The 15,669-nt window shown below is 74.1% G+C and carries 14 protein-coding genes; 5 read left to right on the top strand and 9 right to left on the bottom strand.

What is annotated here, in order from left to right; genetic code table 11:
• Positions 1 to 265 precede the first annotated feature (265 nt).
• From ACFO4E_RS16015 to ACFO4E_RS15995, 5 genes are all read right to left on the bottom strand, one after another.
• Entirely contained in the window at positions 266 to 853 is a 588-nt protein-coding gene (locus tag ACFO4E_RS16015; protein WP_378575534.1) for a DUF7144 family membrane protein, read from the bottom strand.
• A 187-nt stretch (positions 854 to 1,040) separates the two neighbouring features.
• Positions 1,041 to 1,727: a GAP family protein gene (locus ACFO4E_RS16010; protein WP_378575531.1), complete on the bottom strand. Its 687-nt coding sequence runs from the start codon at positions 1,725 to 1,727 to the stop codon at positions 1,041 to 1,043.
• 307 nt (positions 1,728 to 2,034) lie between these two features.
• Positions 2,035 to 2,310 (bottom strand): DUF397 domain-containing protein, encoded by a 276-nt coding sequence (locus tag ACFO4E_RS16005; RefSeq protein ID WP_378575528.1) that lies wholly within the window; start codon positions 2,308 to 2,310, stop codon positions 2,035 to 2,037.
• Positions 2,307 to 3,191 carry a helix-turn-helix domain-containing protein gene (locus ACFO4E_RS16000; protein WP_378575525.1) on the bottom strand — a complete coding sequence of 295 codons (885 nt, stop codon included), beginning with the start codon at positions 3,189 to 3,191 and terminating at the stop codon, positions 2,307 to 2,309. The genes ACFO4E_RS16005 and ACFO4E_RS16000 overlap by 4 nt, the downstream gene beginning before the upstream one ends.
• 182 nt (positions 3,192 to 3,373) lie before the next feature.
• A complete protein-coding gene (locus ACFO4E_RS15995) occupies positions 3,374 to 4,387 on the bottom strand; it encodes an SMP-30/gluconolactonase/LRE family protein (protein WP_378575522.1) in 1,014 nt (337 codons plus the stop codon).
• 220 nt (positions 4,388 to 4,607) lie between these two features.
• On the opposite strand from ACFO4E_RS15995, the gene ACFO4E_RS15990 reads away from it, so the two are divergent.
• The gene (locus ACFO4E_RS15990; protein ID WP_378575554.1) at positions 4,608 to 4,937 is read left to right on the top strand and encodes a hypothetical protein; all 330 of its coding nucleotides are present in this window, start codon (positions 4,608 to 4,610) and stop codon (positions 4,935 to 4,937) included.
• 128 nt (positions 4,938 to 5,065) lie between these two features.
• A complete protein-coding gene (locus tag ACFO4E_RS15985) occupies positions 5,066 to 5,278 on the top strand; it encodes a helix-turn-helix domain-containing protein (protein ID WP_378575519.1) in 213 nt (70 codons plus the stop codon).
• A gap of 60 nt (positions 5,279 to 5,338) precedes the next feature.
• On the opposite strand, the gene ACFO4E_RS15980 is transcribed toward ACFO4E_RS15985, so the two are convergent.
• Complete coding sequence (locus ACFO4E_RS15980; RefSeq protein WP_378575516.1) at positions 5,339 to 6,667, bottom strand: MFS transporter; 1,329 nt, start codon at positions 6,665 to 6,667, stop codon at positions 5,339 to 5,341.
• A 771-nt stretch (positions 6,668 to 7,438) separates the two neighbouring features.
• On the opposite strand from ACFO4E_RS15980, the gene ACFO4E_RS15975 reads away from it, so the two are divergent.
• The gene (locus ACFO4E_RS15975; RefSeq protein WP_378575513.1) at positions 7,439 to 8,038 is read left to right on the top strand and encodes a P-loop nucleotide/nucleoside kinase family protein; all 600 of its coding nucleotides are present in this window, start codon (positions 7,439 to 7,441) and stop codon (positions 8,036 to 8,038) included.
• Between the two features lie 584 nt (positions 8,039 to 8,622).
• On the opposite strand, the gene ACFO4E_RS15970 is transcribed toward ACFO4E_RS15975, so the two are convergent.
• On the bottom strand, positions 8,623 to 9,228 hold the full coding sequence (locus ACFO4E_RS15970; protein WP_378575551.1) for a hypothetical protein: 606 nt from the start codon (positions 9,226 to 9,228) through the stop codon (positions 8,623 to 8,625).
• Between the two features lie 25 nt (positions 9,229 to 9,253).
• Positions 9,254 to 10,501, bottom strand: a complete 1,248-nt coding sequence (locus tag ACFO4E_RS15965) for a VLRF1 family aeRF1-type release factor (protein ID WP_378575510.1) — start codon at positions 10,499 to 10,501, stop codon at positions 9,254 to 9,256.
• A 181-nt stretch (positions 10,502 to 10,682) separates the two neighbouring features.
• Here ACFO4E_RS15965 and ACFO4E_RS15960 point away from each other — a divergent pair, with 181 nt between their 5' ends.
• Complete coding sequence (locus tag ACFO4E_RS15960; RefSeq protein ID WP_378575507.1) at positions 10,683 to 13,082, top strand: Tex family protein; 2,400 nt, start codon at positions 10,683 to 10,685, stop codon at positions 13,080 to 13,082.
• A 168-nt stretch (positions 13,083 to 13,250) separates the two neighbouring features.
• Positions 13,251 to 14,444, top strand: coding sequence for a DUF2157 domain-containing protein (locus ACFO4E_RS15955; protein WP_378575504.1), 1,194 nt, complete (start codon positions 13,251 to 13,253; stop codon positions 14,442 to 14,444).
• 61 nt (positions 14,445 to 14,505) lie between these two features.
• Here the strand turns inward: ACFO4E_RS15955 and ACFO4E_RS15950 are convergent, their stop codons facing one another.
• Positions 14,506 to 15,462: a fatty acid desaturase family protein gene (locus ACFO4E_RS15950; RefSeq protein WP_378575548.1), complete on the bottom strand. Its 957-nt coding sequence runs from the start codon at positions 15,460 to 15,462 to the stop codon at positions 14,506 to 14,508.
• Between the last annotated feature and the right edge of the window lie 207 nt (positions 15,463 to 15,669).

Below are 15,669 nucleotides of genomic sequence, written 5' to 3'. Positions count from 1 at the left end.
GGGATCAACCGGTTGAAGCGCAACCGGGCGGTCGCGACCCGCTACGACAAGCTCGCCTCAAGCTACGAGGCCACCGTCCTGATCGCGGTCATCAACGAATGGCTCTGACTTCCCAGACACGGCCTAGCCCGGTCCGCCGCCGCGAGGGGCGGGGCGGCACGAGGGGGCGGCCGTCGCCGGCCGCCCCCCGTTGCGCGCCGTCGGCGAGCCTGCCGGGACACGCGGTGTCCCGGTCCGGCGGCCGCCGCGCGTCCGTGTTCCGGGCTCAGCTCGCGGGCCCCTCGTGGCGGCCGCGCCCCTCCGAGGACTCCGGCGGCCGCTCGCCCGACGTGGGACCGGCGTAGGCCGACTCCCCGCCGGCCCGGCCGGAGCCGCCGCTCTCGGGCGACCCGCTGCCGGACGGCACCTCGCCCCCGCGACCCGCCGGGGTCCGGGCCGCGTCGGTGCGGCCGGCGTCGTAGGCCCCCATCTGGGCGCGGTGGTGCTGCCAACCCACGGTCATGCCGTAGATGATCACGATGTCAAGGGCGATCGCCACGACCGACCACACCGGGTGCAGCGCGAGGAACGCCAGTTGCAGGACGGCGTTGATCGCCGCGATCACAACGGCGAAGACGCGCGCCCACATCTGGCCGGACAGCAGGGCGAAGCCGGCGATGGCGAGGATGATGCCCCAGATCACCAGGAGCGCTCCCCACAGCGGGAAGTTCATGGTCATCATCTGGCCGTTGGGCGCGACGAAGAATTCGGGCCGGAACATCGCGACGATGCCCTGCACGATGTTGATGGCACCGACGATGAAGAGAATCGTGGCGCCGAAGATTCCCCAGGGGTTCGCCTTCGAGCTTTTCATTGCGCATTCCTCTCGGGACGACCGAGACCGTCCCTTTCCGTCGGTTCCGTCTGCGGTCCGATTCGACCGCACCTCATTGCCACGAAATCCGTTGAGGCCGACGAAAGAAACAAGAACCCGGCAAAGTCCCGTAAAATCCCGCGGATCCCGCGGCCGCCCGGGATCCGCACGCGGCGGCGGGGACGCCTCAGAACAGCGCGGCCAGCGCCAGGGACAGGAACACGCCGCCGAAAACGAACACGGCGGTCAGGACGATCACGTCGTTGTGCGCGACCAGCCACGCGCGGGCGCTCTGGAGCCGGCTTTCGGCCTTTTCCTCGGGGGCGGCCACGGCCATCGCCAACGGAACCACGAGGCCGATGGAGCCGAGCAGCCCGAGGATGACGGCGTGCCCGATGACCGAGCCGAACGCGGGCCCGAAGGCGCCGATGGCCGTGCCGCCGCCGATGGCCATCGCGAGGTTCTTGGGGTTCGCGGCCGTCAGCAGGGCGCCCAACGAGGCGGCCCGGGAGACCGCGGTGTCCTCGATTTCGGCGAGCCAGTCCGGGGGCGCCGGGTCGGAGGCGTCCCCCGCGGCCAACCGCCGGCCCAGCATCCGTACGGCCAGCACGATCAGCGCCACGCCGATGATGAGCTGGATGACGCCGACCCACCCCGGCGACGTCCCGACCTCGTAGCGGCCCACGCCGATCGACGACACCATGGCCACCACCAGCGCGATGACCACCACGGTGACGAACCAGGTGCCCACGAACGCCGCGGCCTTGACCTGGCCGCCGGCGGACACCAGCAGCCGGCTGACCGCGACGATCGGCAATGGGGACGCGATCAGGCCGAAGACGAACGGCAGCATCATGGCTATGGCATTGGACACGGCGACTCCTCGATCGGGAAACCCGGCGTCGATCCACCGGGCCCGTCCGGCATTTCGCGACTATGGGACATCATCACCGCATTTCTTTCTGAAACGCGGTCCGATGACCGGGAATTGGCGTCCCGAAGCGTATTCTTTGCGCACCGGTGACGATCCGGCGCTCCGGAAGGGAATCGCGCCCGTCGGCGCGGCCGGGCGGACCGGAGTCCCGAGGACGGCCGTGGCGGGGCGGCGGGGCCGGGCGGGAGCGGGTCGGGGACGGGGTGGCCGGGAGCGGGGCGGGCGGCTCCGGCTGACGGGCCCGCTCTCAGCCGCCGCTCCGGGGCCCGCCGGCGGGCCCCGGAGCGTGGACGAGTTCGACCAGGAACGCCCGCCATTCCGCATCAGGGAAGGCGAGGTCGCCGAGATCCGGGTGTTCGGAGTCACGGATCACCGCGCCGGCCACGGCCGCGTCGCAGGTGGGTCCGCACCCCCCGGGTCTCGCGCGGCCGGGTGCCGCGGCGGCCCGGATCCGGGCGACCTCCACGCAGTTGATCCCCTGCCCGCTGTGGCTGCTCTTGCGGAACTCCGTGCGCAGTGTCACCGCAGGCGCCCCACCGCGTACAGCGCGCCCTCGATGAGCGCGTCCGACCTCGCCTCGTCGGCCGCCGCGCGCTCGACGACGTCGAACGTCGCGGTGTAGGGGCGGACGTCCTCTTCGGAGTCCAGGTAGAGCGCTTCGTTCAGGGTCTCCACGCACACGATCGTCGGGTCGGCCGGATGCGGGAAGCCCAGGATCATGAACGGGGCCGTCAGTGCCGCGTGCGCTCCCACGTCGTAGGTCAGCACCCGCACCTCCACGTTGGGGGTGCGCGCCATGTTCAGCAGGTGGGTGAGCTGGGCGGCCATCACCCGCGGCCCGCCTACGTGGCGGTGCAGCACCGACTCGTCGATGACGGCCTTCAGCCGCACCGGCGTGAAGCGGGTGAGGATCTCGCGGCGCGCCATCCGCGCCTCCACCCGGCGGCGGATGCGGTGGGGGTCGGTCTGGAGCCCGCCGAGGAAGATCGCCTCGGCGTAGGCGGGGGTCTGCAGCAGGCCGGGCACGACCTGCGACTCGAACGACCGCAGCTCCGCGGCCTCGGCTTCGAGGTCGGGCAGGACCTCGTTCTTGAAGACGTCGCGGTACTTCGCCCACCAGCCGCGTTCCCGGGCGTCGCGGGCGAGCGCGTGCAGGGCCTCGCGGGTCGCGGGGTCGCCGATCCCGTAGAGGTCGAAGAGGCCGTCGAGGTCGTCGGGTTTGATCCGCTTGGACTCGGTGGTCTCCATCTTGCTGACCTTGCCCACGCTCCACCGCATGGCGGCGGCGACCTGGGGGGTGGTGAGGCCGGCCGCCGCGCGCGCACGGCGCAGGTGGCAGGCGAGCCTGCGCAGCCGGAGCGACGGGCTGTGGGCGGCCGAAATGACGGCGCTGTCGTGGATCATCCGGTCGTCTTCTCGCGAGCGCGGTGCACGCGTGCTTCTGGGGGGATGCACCGCCGACAACCGCGTGGTCACTGGGGTTTCGAGTGATCACGCTACTTCGCGCGCGCTGTCCTGTCCTCTGAACTGCGATTTTCCCGGCCCGCCGGAAGAGGCGCGCACACGCCCCCCGGCGGGCCGTGTGGTCACCCGGCGGCGTCCGGGAGGTCGACCCGCGCGATCGCGCCCGCGACGAGGCTGCCGAGGTAGAGGCCGCCGTCGTGCTCGCGGACACCGGTGACCATGCGGTACGTGTCGCCGGGCCGCTGGAGGTCGGCGACGGTGTCGCCCGCGGCGTCGACCGCCATGACCCACGCGGTGGACCCCATCTTGGGTCGCACCGATTCGGGCAGGCTCCACACGAGCTTGCGCAGCACCGGCGCGCGCGGCAGCGCCCACTCCAGGTAGCGGTTGCGCGGGGCGGGCAGCGCGATCCAGATCCGGCCGCCGGTGCCCGTGCTCAGGTTGTCGGGCATACCGGGCAGGTTCTCGGCGAGGAGGTCGGACTCGCCCGCGCGCGGACCGGTCAGCCAGTAGCGGCGCAGCCGGTAGGCGGTGGTCTCGGCGACCGCCACGAACGATCCGTCGGGCGCCAGGGCGACCCCGTTGGCGAAGTGCAGGCCGTCCAGGAGCACGGTCACCTCGCCGTCGGGTGTGCGGCGCAGCAGGCGGCCGGTGCCCGAGCCCTCGTACACGTCGCCCATGAAGTGGCTGAGGGGGAAGCGGCGCGAGGAGTCGCTGAAGTAGACGGTGCCGTCGCGGGCGATGGCGGAGTTGTTGCACAGCGCCAGCGTCGTACCGTCGGCGGCCACCAGCACCTCGGTCTCGGCACCGTCGGGGGTGATCCGCAGCAGCCCGCGTTCGGCGTCGCAGACCACCAGCCGGCCGTCATCGGCGACCTCGACGCCCAGCGGGCGTCCGCCGGTCGTGGTCACGGTCTCGGGCGGGGCGCCGTCGGGGCGCAGCCGCAGGATGCGCCCGTCCCCCACCCCGGTGAGGACCGATCCGTCGGCTTCCACGGCGATGTCCTCGGGGCCGGCCGCGCCGGCCAGGTCCACCAGTGATACCGGGGGCAGCGGCGGGTCGCTCTGGGGCCGCCACGCCCGTGCGGGAGCGGGCGGCGGGGTCCAGACGACGGGGTCGATGGGCGGGCGGGGCATGGGGGTCCTCCCGTGCGCTTCGGTACGTCCCTGACCGGGGGAGCGGCAGCCCGTCCCCCGGGGCGCCGCGGCGCGTCCGGGCTTCGGATCGCCGGCGGGTCCGCGGTTCGGTGTACCCGGTCCGGCCGAAAAATCCGCGCGGAATCACGGCCCGGGGCGGCTCGGAGCCACGGATGTGGGCCACAATGAGAACGACCGGCAATGGAGGGCGGTGCATGACATGGACCCGGTGAGCCTGGTTCTCGGGGCTGCCGTCGCGCTCGGCGGCGTGCTGATCGGCCGGATGCTGCCCAAGCGCGGTCCCAAGCCGCCCCCGCGCCCGCCGTCGATCCCCTCCTCGCCCCGGACCCCCCAGCCCATCTGCGGCTGCGGCCACCACCTGGTCTTCCACGACCAGCAGTCCAAGCTGTGCCAGGCACAGGTGGTCATCCCGGGCCGCTGGACCGGGCAGACCGCCGGGAGCTATCGCCAGTGCATGTGCCAGGGCTATCGCGGCCCGGTCCCGGTCGACGAGTACTACGCCCCCGACCTGCTCAACGGCGATAACTGAGACGCACCGCGCGACGGCGCCGGATCCCCGGGGATCCGGCGTTGCCCGCGTGAGTCCGCCGGAGCGCTCAGGCGGGCGTGTGCGCCAGGCCATGGCCCGAGCCACGCCGATCTATCGATCATCGATACATGGATCGATCCTTCGCCTTCGCCCTCCGCGCCGCCGCCATGGCGATCCTCAAGAACGGCCGCGCCAAGGCCGTGCGGTTCACCACCCTCGACGCGATCTACCGCACGCTGGACTGCCGGCCCGGCGACGTCCTGCGCCGGGTGCCCGACGACGAGGAGGACGCCGCCCCGGAGGCCGCGGGCCGGCCCCCGCGCGGCGGCCCCCCGACCTGATAGGGAGCCCTCGGCGCACGCCCCCTCCGGGGGCCGGGAACGTGATCCCCGCGATGCGCATCAGGCGGGCGGCTCTGCGTGCCCCATACCCGGACGGTCCCCGACGAGGCGGACGGCCGCGCCGATCGTCCGCCAGCACACGGCCACCGTGAGAGCGAACACCAGCCCGCTCACGGCGAAGGGCAGGGCCAGGTCGATCCGCCCGAGCATGCCGCCGGCGAGCGCCCCCAGAGGGCTCAGCCCCCATCCGACCATCCGCCGGACCCCCGATGCCCGGCCCCGGAGCTCATCGGGCACGATCACCTGGAGCACACCGGCGAACAGGACGTTCATGACGGCGAGGGCCGTTCCGAGCAGGCCCCACACCAATGCGCCGGTGAGGGGGCCGGGGGCGAGGGCGAGCCCGAAGGCCAGGGCGGCCATCACGACGAGGGACGTCCGCAGCACCCGGGCACGCCCGAACCTCGCGGCGGCCCGGGCGGCCACCGCGGAGCCCAGCAGGGCTCCCACCGCCGACGACACCATGAACGCGCCGTACAGAGCGGGCGGCACCCCGAGCCGCTCCACGACGAACAGCACGAGCACCGCGGCGCCCATCTGGAGGCCCATCATGGTGCCCGTGTGGAGGAGCACCATGCGGCGCATGATCGGCACCCCGAAGACGTAGCGGAACCCCTCCACGACGTCCCGCCCGATGCTCCCGCCCGAACCGCCGCCGACCGGGCCGCCGCCGGCGGGATCTCCGCCGGCCGGGCCGCCGGGCCTCCGGGGCCGCCGGGCCGTCACGGGGATGGCGACCAGCAGCAGGGCGGCGAGCGCGTAGGTCCCCGCCGCCGATGCGACGGGCAGGACCGCGGCGACCGCGAACAGCAGCCCGGCCATCGGTGCCCCGGCGAAGTCCTCGGCCGCGACCCGGCCGCCCTCCAGGCGGCCGTTCGCGCGGTCCAGGTGCGAGCGGCCGACCAGCGCGGGCAGCATGGCGCGGGAGGCGGTGTCGACAACGGTCTCGCACGTCATCACGGTGAACATGACGACATAGAGCGTCCAGATGCTCGCCTGGCCGCCGGCGATCAGCACCGCGAGCAGCGCCAGCACAGCGGAGCGCACCAGGTTCGCGGTGATCATCGCGCGGGCGCGGTCGATCCGGTCCACGACCGCCCCGGACACGGCGCCGAACAGCAGCCACGGCAGGAACCGCGCGGCCGTCAGGCCGGAGACGGCCAGCGGATCGGTGGTCAGCAGGGCGGCGATGAGCGGAATCGCCGTGCCCAGCATGCCATCGGTGAGACCAACGGTGACGTCGGACCCCCAGTAACGGTGGAACGCCGCACCGAGCCGCGCGGGGGGCCGCATGGCGGACCGCGCGACGGGGCCCATGGCGGACCGCACGGAGAACCGCCTAGAGGGCCGCGCACCGGGATCCGGCCGGTCCGTCGAATCCGGCGGCTCCGTCGGCTCAGCGGCTCTCACTCGGGGATGTGCCGCGGCCGGCCGACGGCCCGACGGGTCGCGCCGAGGGGCCCGCCGCCGGAGCGGGCGCAGGTGCGGGGAATACCGGGGCGGCCCCCGGTGTCGGTCACCATACCGCGACCCTAAGTCGCGGCCTCCGGCCGGGCAACCGGATTTCCCCTCCCCGAACACCGCCGCGCCGCCCCGCGCACGGCACCGGTTCCAGGCCCACCGCGCTGCCCCCTGCCCCCGCACGTCGGCGTGCGGAGGCGGGCCGATGATCTTCCCCCTCCCCGGTGAGAGCCCGCCAAGGGGCGGAACCCGGACTCCTGATCTCCCGGGGCGGCTCCGGCCATCACGCCGTTGCGGGGATCGCCGGCTCCTTTCCGGCACCGCTCCACACCAGCGAGCCGACCGTTCCGAGCGTCCGTCCCGGCGGCGCCGCCCCGTGAGTCGTGTCCGACCGCTCGATGTCCCTCCCTGAGATCGAGGCACCCGCTGCCGCGGGCGGGATCCGTCGCCTGCGGGGGGATCCGGGCGCCGGAGGCGGACGAGTGGCGCCCGTGGCCGCGCCCGGGCTTCGCCGGCCCCGCAGCGGGGTCATTGGCCGCGGTCGCGACGGGTGCGGCATGGTGGGGTCGTCACGTCGGGAGGTCGGGGGCACGCCGCCCCCTGGCCGCAGCCCGGGATTCTCATGCGAGGAGCCGTCGGATGAACGAGATCCCCCGTCCGCCGGACGGCCGGGTACGGGTGGTCGCCGGGGCGCCCGGATCAGGGAAGTCGACGGTCGCCGCGCTGCTGCTGGGACGGCTGCGCCCGGTGCCCGCTCTACTGGACAAGGACACCCTCTACAGCGGCTTCGTCGCGGAAGTCCTCGCCGCGCACGGGCGCGACTACGGCGAGCGCGAGGGCCCGTGGTACGACGACCACGTCAAGGTGCACGAATACGGCGGGATGACGGCCGCGGCCCGCCAGATCCGCGCCCCCGGGTGCCCGGTCATGCTGGTCGCCCCGTTCACCGGGCAGATCCGCGACCCCGCCCGCTGGCGTTCCTGGGTGGCGGAACTGGGCGGGGAGCCGGTCGAGCTGGTGTGGGTGCGCAGCGACGCCGACACGCTCAGGGCCCGGATCGGTGCCCGCGGGCGCGGGCGCGACGCCGGAAAGCTCGCCGGGTTCGACGCGTTCGTCGACCGCGTCCGGGCCGATGAGCCGCCGCCGGTCCGGCACGCCGAGATCGACAACCGGCTCGGCGCGCCCCCGCTCGCCGACCAGGTGGCGGCGCTGGCCGAGATCCCGCCCGGTGCGATGTGACTCCGCGGGCCGCGCGGGTAGTCGCACGGCATGGGACTCGGACTGACGGGCATCCTCATCGTCATCCTTCTGGCGGTGGGGATCCCGGCCATCTTCTGGGTGGTCGCCGTGCTGATGCGCCGCGCCTACCGGCGCTCCTACCGGCGCTGACCGCCCACGGCCCCGCCGAAGGGGCACCGCCGCGCGGTGTCCCCTGTACGCCTGTGCCCCGGCGACGCTCGGCCGGCGTGCGGCCGACGAACACCGATGGCCGCGCTGTCGGTCGGGGCCGGCCCCGGGCCCATGAGAGCGTCCGGCCGCGCGTCGCCGGCGCTCGGCCGGGCCACGCCCGAACCGGCGCACGGCGCACGGCGCACGGCGCACGGGAACCGTGATCGCACTCCCGGTCAGGCCGCAGGAACCGAAGCGGACCAGAACCGCCCGAACCGGCCTCGGACGCACGCACGGAAGCGGTCGAGCACGGCCCGGAAACGGGCCTCAGGCGTGCGGAAGGGCGCCCCCCGATCGGCGTCGCGTCCGGCCGGGACGGCCCGCGGACCCGCCCCGGCGGAGTCGGGCCCGTGCGGGCGGGACGAGCGGGTCGGTCAAGGGGTGTCGGACGGGGTGACCTGCTGGAGCAGGCCCCAGGTGAAGTCGGCGATGTGGCGGCGGGGCGGCCCGTCGGGAGCGCCCTCGGGGGCGTCGAAGGCCAGCCGCCAGCGCGAGGGCGCGGTCCCCTCCAGCGGGCGGGCCGGCGCGAAGGCCCGCGCTACGTCGTCGACGACGTACGACCACGGCACCAGTTCGGCCGCTGTGCGCGGGCGCGGAGCGGCCGCGTCGCCGCCTCCGCCCGCGCCGGTGCCGCCGACGGCGCCGTCGCGGACGAGCCATTCCTGCACGACGGCTCCCCCGGGGACGGTGACCACCTCGAAGCTCAGGCCCGGCCACAGGTCCACGGGCCAGCGGTGCGACCGGCAGACGAGGTCGCCGACCGCACGGTCGCCCACCGACGCGGCCGGGCCGAGGACGGCCGTGTGGCGCCGCGCCCCGCGCGGGGCGCGCGCGGCGTGGGCCATGGCCTGCCAGCGGCGGTTGGCCTCGCGCATCTCGGTCCGCGAGGAGCCGAGCGCGCGAACGGCGTCCTCGACCATCCCGGGCTGGAAGTCCGCCATCCGGCGGAGCAGCACGAGCTGGAACTCGCGCGGCCCCATCCCCTCCACCGGACCTCCTCCGCTGTCACCAGCGCAGCATCGCCGCCACGCCGCCGTCCTCGATGAGCGTGTCCGCCGGACCGGGCGGCAGCACGGTGACGTCGGCCCCGCTGTTGAGGCCGAGTTCGATCATCCGTTCGCCGAGATCGTGTTCGGGGACCATCTGCGCCGCCTCGGTGCCCGGCGGCGTCTCCCCCTGAGGGTAGTAGGCGCCGTCGGGTCCGCGGTGCCCGCTGAGATGCCGCTCACCGTCGAGGAAGAGATGGGACACCCGGCCCTCGCGGAAAGCCCCGAGGGTGTCGCTGAGGCCGACGGTGCCGTTCCCACCGGCGAGGGCGGTGGAGCGCACCTCGTCGGCGACGGCCTCGCACCGCTCCAGCCGCCGGGCGTGCAGCTCGGGCTGGACGATGGCGGCGATCTCCGGCACGGACTTGTGTTCCACCACGTGGTCGAGCATGACGATGTCGCGGTGGCCGCCGGCCGACTCCAAGCCCTTGCGGACGACGCTGAGCAGCCGCGCCTCACCGGTGATCGCGATGGTCTCCCAGCCCTCCCTGTCGGCGATGGCGCGGATGCGCGGCCGGACGGAGCCGAAGAACCGGAGCAGGTGCTCGTCGATACTGCGCCCGAAGCGGTCCTCCCCGCTGTAGGCGCGGGCGGCGGACGCCGGGCCCGACCCGCCCGCGGCCATCGACCGGCGGGAAGGGCGCCAGTCCTCGTTCTCCATCTCGAACCCGAAACGGGTGAGCTCGTGGGACACCCCGAAGCGCAGGTCGATCACGCGGACGCCGTCGCGCGAGACGGCGATGACGCCCGCGGGTCCGTCGGTGGTCAGTGCCGCGGCCAGCGGCCGCAGGTAGGGCCGGCTCTCCAGGTGCGCGCAGTCCTCCAGCGGCATCTGGACGGCGAGCGTGCGCACGTCGTCGCCGTTGACGGGGGCGAACAGGGCGCGGCCCAGCCCTGACGTGGCGACGTCGAGCATGCTGTCGATTTCGGGGCCGAGCCGGTCCAGGCGGTGCAGAACGGCGTTCTTGCGCTCCCTGTCGCCGTCCTCGGCGGCCTGGTCGCGCAGCGCGTCGATGGCTTGGGCGACCTGGAGGCGCCAGGCCGGGGAGGCCGACGTGTCCCGCGGGTCGGCGGTCGCGTAGACCGATAGGACGCCCATGTCGTCCGTCATGCCCGCGAGGTCCCGCAGCGACGTGTGATCGAGGATCATGATCATCCCGCCCATCGTCGAGTGCTTCTCCCGGGGGACCGGGAGGTGTTCTCTCATTCCTCTCTAACAGCACACCAGGAACAGGATCAATGGCCGGGCGGCATCGGACCACGGCCGGACCAAGAAGCGGGATCCGGCGGATCAGGAGCGCCGATGGCGGGGGTCCGCGGTGTGACAAGCGCGCCCGGCATCAGGACAATGCTTCGATGACCCGGACGCAGAAGGTGGAGCAGCGACAGTGACGATCTCTATCGACCAGCGGATCGCCGAGGAACTCGGGGTGCGCGAGCAGCAGGTGGCCGCGGCCGTCGGGCTGCTCGACGAGGGGGCGACGGTGCCGTTCATCGCCCGCTACCGCAAGGAGGTGACCGGTACCCTCGACGACGCCCAGCTGCGGACGCTGGAGGAGCGCCTGCGCTACCTGCGCGAACTGGAGGAGCGCCGTACGGCGGTCCTGGAGTCGATCCGCTCGCAGGGCAAGCTCGACGACGCCCTCGAAGCGCGGATCAACGCGGCCGATTCCAAGGCCCGGCTGGAGGACATCTACCTGCCCTTCAAGCCCAAGCGCCGGACCAAGGCGCAGATCGCGCGGGAGGCCGGCCTCGAACCGCTGGCCGACCTGCTGCTGTCGGACCCGGCGCAGGACCCGCAGGCGAGCGCCGCGGCCTACGCCGACCCCGAGAAGGGCGTGGCCGACGCCGCCGCGGCCCTGGAGGGCGCCCGCTCGATCCTGGTCGAGCGCTTCACCGAGGACGCCGACCTGGTCGGCGGGTTGCGGGAGCGCATGTGGGGCCAGGGCCGGCTGGTGTCGCACGTCCGCGAGGGGCGCGAGGAGGCGGGCGCGAAGTTCGCCGATTACTTCGACTTCACCGAGCCCTTCACCCGGCTCCCCTCCCACCGCGTCCTCGCGCTGTTCCGCGGTGAGAAGGAGGAGGCGCTGTCGCTCACGCTGGAGCCCGAGGAGCCCGCCGAACCCGGCACCGAACCCGCCGGCCCCACCGCCTATGAGCGCGACATCGCCCGGCACTTCGGCATCGCCGACCGGGGCCGCCCGGCCGACCGCTGGCTGCTCGACACCGTGCGGTGGGCCTGGCGCACGCGGGTCTCGGTCCGCCTCGACATCGATCTGCGCATGCGGCTGTGGCAGCAGGCGGAGGACGACGGCGTGGGGGTGTTCGCCGCGAACCTGCGCGACCTGCTCCTCGCCGCGCCCGCCGGCGCCCGCCCGACGCTCGGCCTGGACCCGGGGCTGCGCACCGGCGTGAAGGTGGCCGTGGTCGACGGAACCGGCAAGGTGGTGGCCACCGAGACCGTGTACCCGCACGCGCCCGCGCGGCGCTGGGACCAGGCGCTGGCCACGCTGGGCCGGCTGGCGCGCGAGCACGCCGTCGAGCTCATCGCGATCGGCAACGGCACCGCCTCCCGCGAGACCGACAAGCTCGCCGGCGAGCTGGTGCGCCGGCACCCCGACCTGAAGCTGACCAAGGTCATGGTGTCCGAGGCGGGTGCGTCGGTGTACTCGGCGTCGGCCTACGCCTCGCAGGAGTTCCCGGATCTGGACGTGTCCCTGCGGGGGGCGGTGTCCATCGCGCGCCGGCTCCAGGACCCCTTGGCCGAGCTGGTGAAGATCGACCCGAAGTCGATCGGGGTCGGCCAGTACCAGCACGACATCTCCGAGACCAAGCTGTCGCGGTCGCTGGACACCGTGGTCGAGGACTGTGTGAACGCGGTGGGGGTCGACCTCAACACCGCCTCGGTCCCGCTGCTGACCCGGGTCTCGGGGATCAGCTCCGGGCTGGCCGAGAACATCGTCGGGCACCGGGACTCCAACGGCCCGTTCCGCTCCCGCCGCGCGCTCAAGGAGGTGCCGCGGCTGGGGCCCAAGGCGTTCGAGCAGTGCGCCGGGTTCCTGCGCATCCCCAACGGCGACGACCCGCTCGACGCGTCCAGCGTGCACCCGGAGTCCTACCCGGTGGTGCGGCGCATCCTCGGCACCGTCGGGACCGACGTCGGATCGGCGATCGGCAACGGCGCCGTGCTGCGGGGGCTGCGGCCGACCGACTTCGTCGACGACACCGTGGGCCTGCCCACCATCACCGACATCCTCGCCGAGCTGGAGAAGCCGGGCCGCGACCCGCGCCCGGCCTTCACCACCGCCTCGTTCAAGGAGGGCGTGGAGACGCTCAACGACCTGGAGACGGGGATGCTGCTGGAGGGCGTGATCACCAACGTCGCGGCCTTCGGCGCCTTCGTGGACGTGGGCGTGCACCAAGACGGCCTGGTGCACGTCTCGGCGATGTCCAAGAACTTCGTGAAGGACCCCCGGGACGTGGTCAAGCCCGGGGACATCGTGCGGGTGAAGGTGATGGACGTCGACACCGCCCGCAAGCGCATCTCGCTGAGCATGCGCCTGGACGACGAGCCCGAGCCCGGGCGCGGCGGCCAGGACGACGGCGCGCAGCAGGGCGCCCGGCGCAACGAACGGGGCGACCGGGGCGACCGGGGCGACCGCGGGGGACGCGGCGGCCGGGACCGGCGCGGGCGGGGTGACGACCGCAACGGGCGCGGCGCCGCGCCCGCCGGAGGCGCGATGGCCGACGCCCTGCGCCGCGCCGGGCTGGACAAGGGCCCCCGCTGAGCGGTCCCCGTGCGGCCGGCCGCCCTCCCGCGCGGGAGGGCGGCCGCGGCCCCGGCCTCGGGGCCGGGACCGGGGCCGCGGGTGAGTACGCGTACTCAGGCGGGGCCGGATTCTCCGCGGTCCAATAGGGGTAGCGGATCCCCGATCGGCAGGAAGAGGCGATGACCGATGGAGGAGCGGAGTGGAGCGCGTGACGGCGCGCTGCGCGGGCTGGTGGAGCAGGGGGTGCTGTCGGCCGAACAGGCGGCGGCGGTGCGCGAGGCGCTGATCGCCGCCGAGCCCCGCCCGATCGGCGTCCGCTGGGCCGAGATCGTGGGCTACCTCGGCGGCGGGCTGGTCCTGGCCGGGGTGTTCGCCCTGGTCGCCACGGCCTGGACGGACCTGGACCGGCCGGCCCAGGTGCTGCTGCTGTCGCTGATCGCGCTGGTGGCGGCCGCCGTCGGCGTGCTGATGGCGGGCGGCCCGCGGGCCCTGCTAGGGCGGATCGGCCCTCCCGTTCCGCGGGAGCGGAAGCCGGACGACACCGGTGGCGGGCCGCCGCGTTCCCCGGCCGCGCCCGGCGCCCCGGCCGGCCCGCAACCGCACCCCCGCCCCGGCTCGGGAGCCCCCGCTCAGCCGGTGAGCGGGCCGGACGACGCCGGCCCGGCCCCGCGCGGCCCTCTCCGGGGCACGCGGGTCCGCCGGGTCGCCACGGTGCGGCGGCGGATCGCCGGGATGCTGTTCTCACTGGCCGCCGCCGCCACGGCGCTGGCCGTGGGCGTGGGGATCGAGCCCGACTCCCCGATGCTGCCCGGGGTGGCCGGGCTGGCCGTGGCGGCGGCCGGTTACGCGCTGCTTCCCTCGGCCGTGGGCCTGGTGGCGGCGTGGGTGCTGAGCTGGATCGCGGTGGGCGGCTTCGTGTCCGATGTCCTGTCCCCCACCGACTCCGACACCGGGGTGGTGCTGGGGCTGGGCCTGATCGCCCTGGGTGTGGTGTGGGCCGTTCTGGCCGCGGCCGGCGTGCTCGACCATCGGCGGCTGGGGCTGGGCCTGGCGGCCGGGGTGGCCTTGGCCGGCGCGCAGTTCCCCTTGTCGTGGGGCGGGCAGCCGCAGTGGGCCTATGGGCTGACCCTGCTGCTGGCCGCCGCCTGCCTGGTCTGCTACCGGTGGGAGCGGGCGGGGGTGCTGCTGGTCTTCGGCGTCGTCGGGGTCACGATCGCGGTGCCGGAGATGGTGTGGGACCTCACCAACGGCGCCATCGCGGTGTCCGCGGTGCTGCTGCTGGCGGGGACGGTCCTGCTGGCGGCGAGCTGGGTCGGGATCCGGCTGCACCGCGCCCCGGGCACGGACGCCGCCGCGGTCCCCGGGGCCGATCCGCTCTGACCGCGGGTGCCCCGCCGGGCGGGGCGCCCGCCCGGCGGCGGCACGGGCCCCGTCCCCGGGGTCAGGCCGCCGCCCGGTGTCCCGCCCGCAGCGGCGCGCCGACGCGGTGCATGTGGGTCAGCGCCTCGACGTGGGAGCGGACGAACCCGGTCTCGTGGTAGGGCACTCCGATCTCGGCGCAGTAGTCGCGCACGATCGGCTGGGCCCGGCGCAGGTGGACCGAGGGCATGTTGGGGAAGAGGTGGTGCTCGATCTGGTAGTTCAGGCCGCCCAGAGCGACGTCCATGAAGGCCCCGCCCTTCACGTTGCGGGAGGTCAGCACCTGCTTGCGGAGGAAGTCGAGGTCGTCCTCGGCCGTGACGGTCGGCATCCCCTTGTGGTTGGGGGCGAAGATGTTGCCCAGGTAGACCCCGAAGAGGGCCTGGTGCACGACGAGGAACGCCACCGCCTTGCCGGGGGACAGCACCAGGAACAGCACGGCGAGGTAGGCCGCGAAGTGGGTGAAGAGCAGTACCCCTTCGAGCACGCGGTGCTTCATCCACGGCTTGAACAGTGCCAGGACGCTCTGCACGTGCAGGTTCATGCCTTCGAGGGTGAGCAGCGGGTAGAAGAGGAACGCCTGCCAGCGGCCCAGCACGGTGGCGATGCCCTTGGCGTTGTGCGCCTGGTCCTCCGACCACACCAGCAGGTCGGGGGCGACGTCGGGGTCGAGTTCCTCGTGGTTGGGGTTGGCGTGGTGGCGGGTGTGCTTGTCCTGCCACCAGCCGTAGCCCATGCCGATCCCGAGGTTGCCGACGAGCCGTCCGATGGTCTCGCTGGGGCGGCGGGTGCGGAAGATCTGGCGGTGGGCGAGGTCGTGGGCGATGAGGGCGACCTGGCCGAAGAGGACCGCGAGGAAGACCGCAACGCCCATCTGCCACCAGGAGTCGCCGATGAGGGCGAACGCGGTCCAGCCGCCCGCGAAGAGCAGGCCGAGCAGGCTCAGCCGCACGGTGTAGTAGCCGGGGCGGCGCCGCATCAGGCCCGCCTCGCTGATCCGCTGCGCGAGCCGCGAGAAGTCGCTGCCCCGTCGCGCCCCGGCCGGGCGCCCGGCGCGGGCGCCCGTGGCCGCCCGGCCCCCTCTTTCGGTTCCGGTGGCGTCCCCACTGGAATTCACGCTGGTCGCGGCCATGCCCCGCCCTCCCGATCACACCGCCCGCCGGGGCCATCCCGGCGGGACCATGCG

The sequence above is a fragment of the Nocardiopsis mangrovi genome, from assembly GCF_042653925.1.
Classification (GTDB): Bacteria; Actinomycetota; Actinomycetes; order Streptosporangiales; family Streptosporangiaceae; genus Nocardiopsis_B; species Nocardiopsis_B mangrovi.
This window is presented reverse-complemented; position numbering and strand designations above follow the sequence as displayed.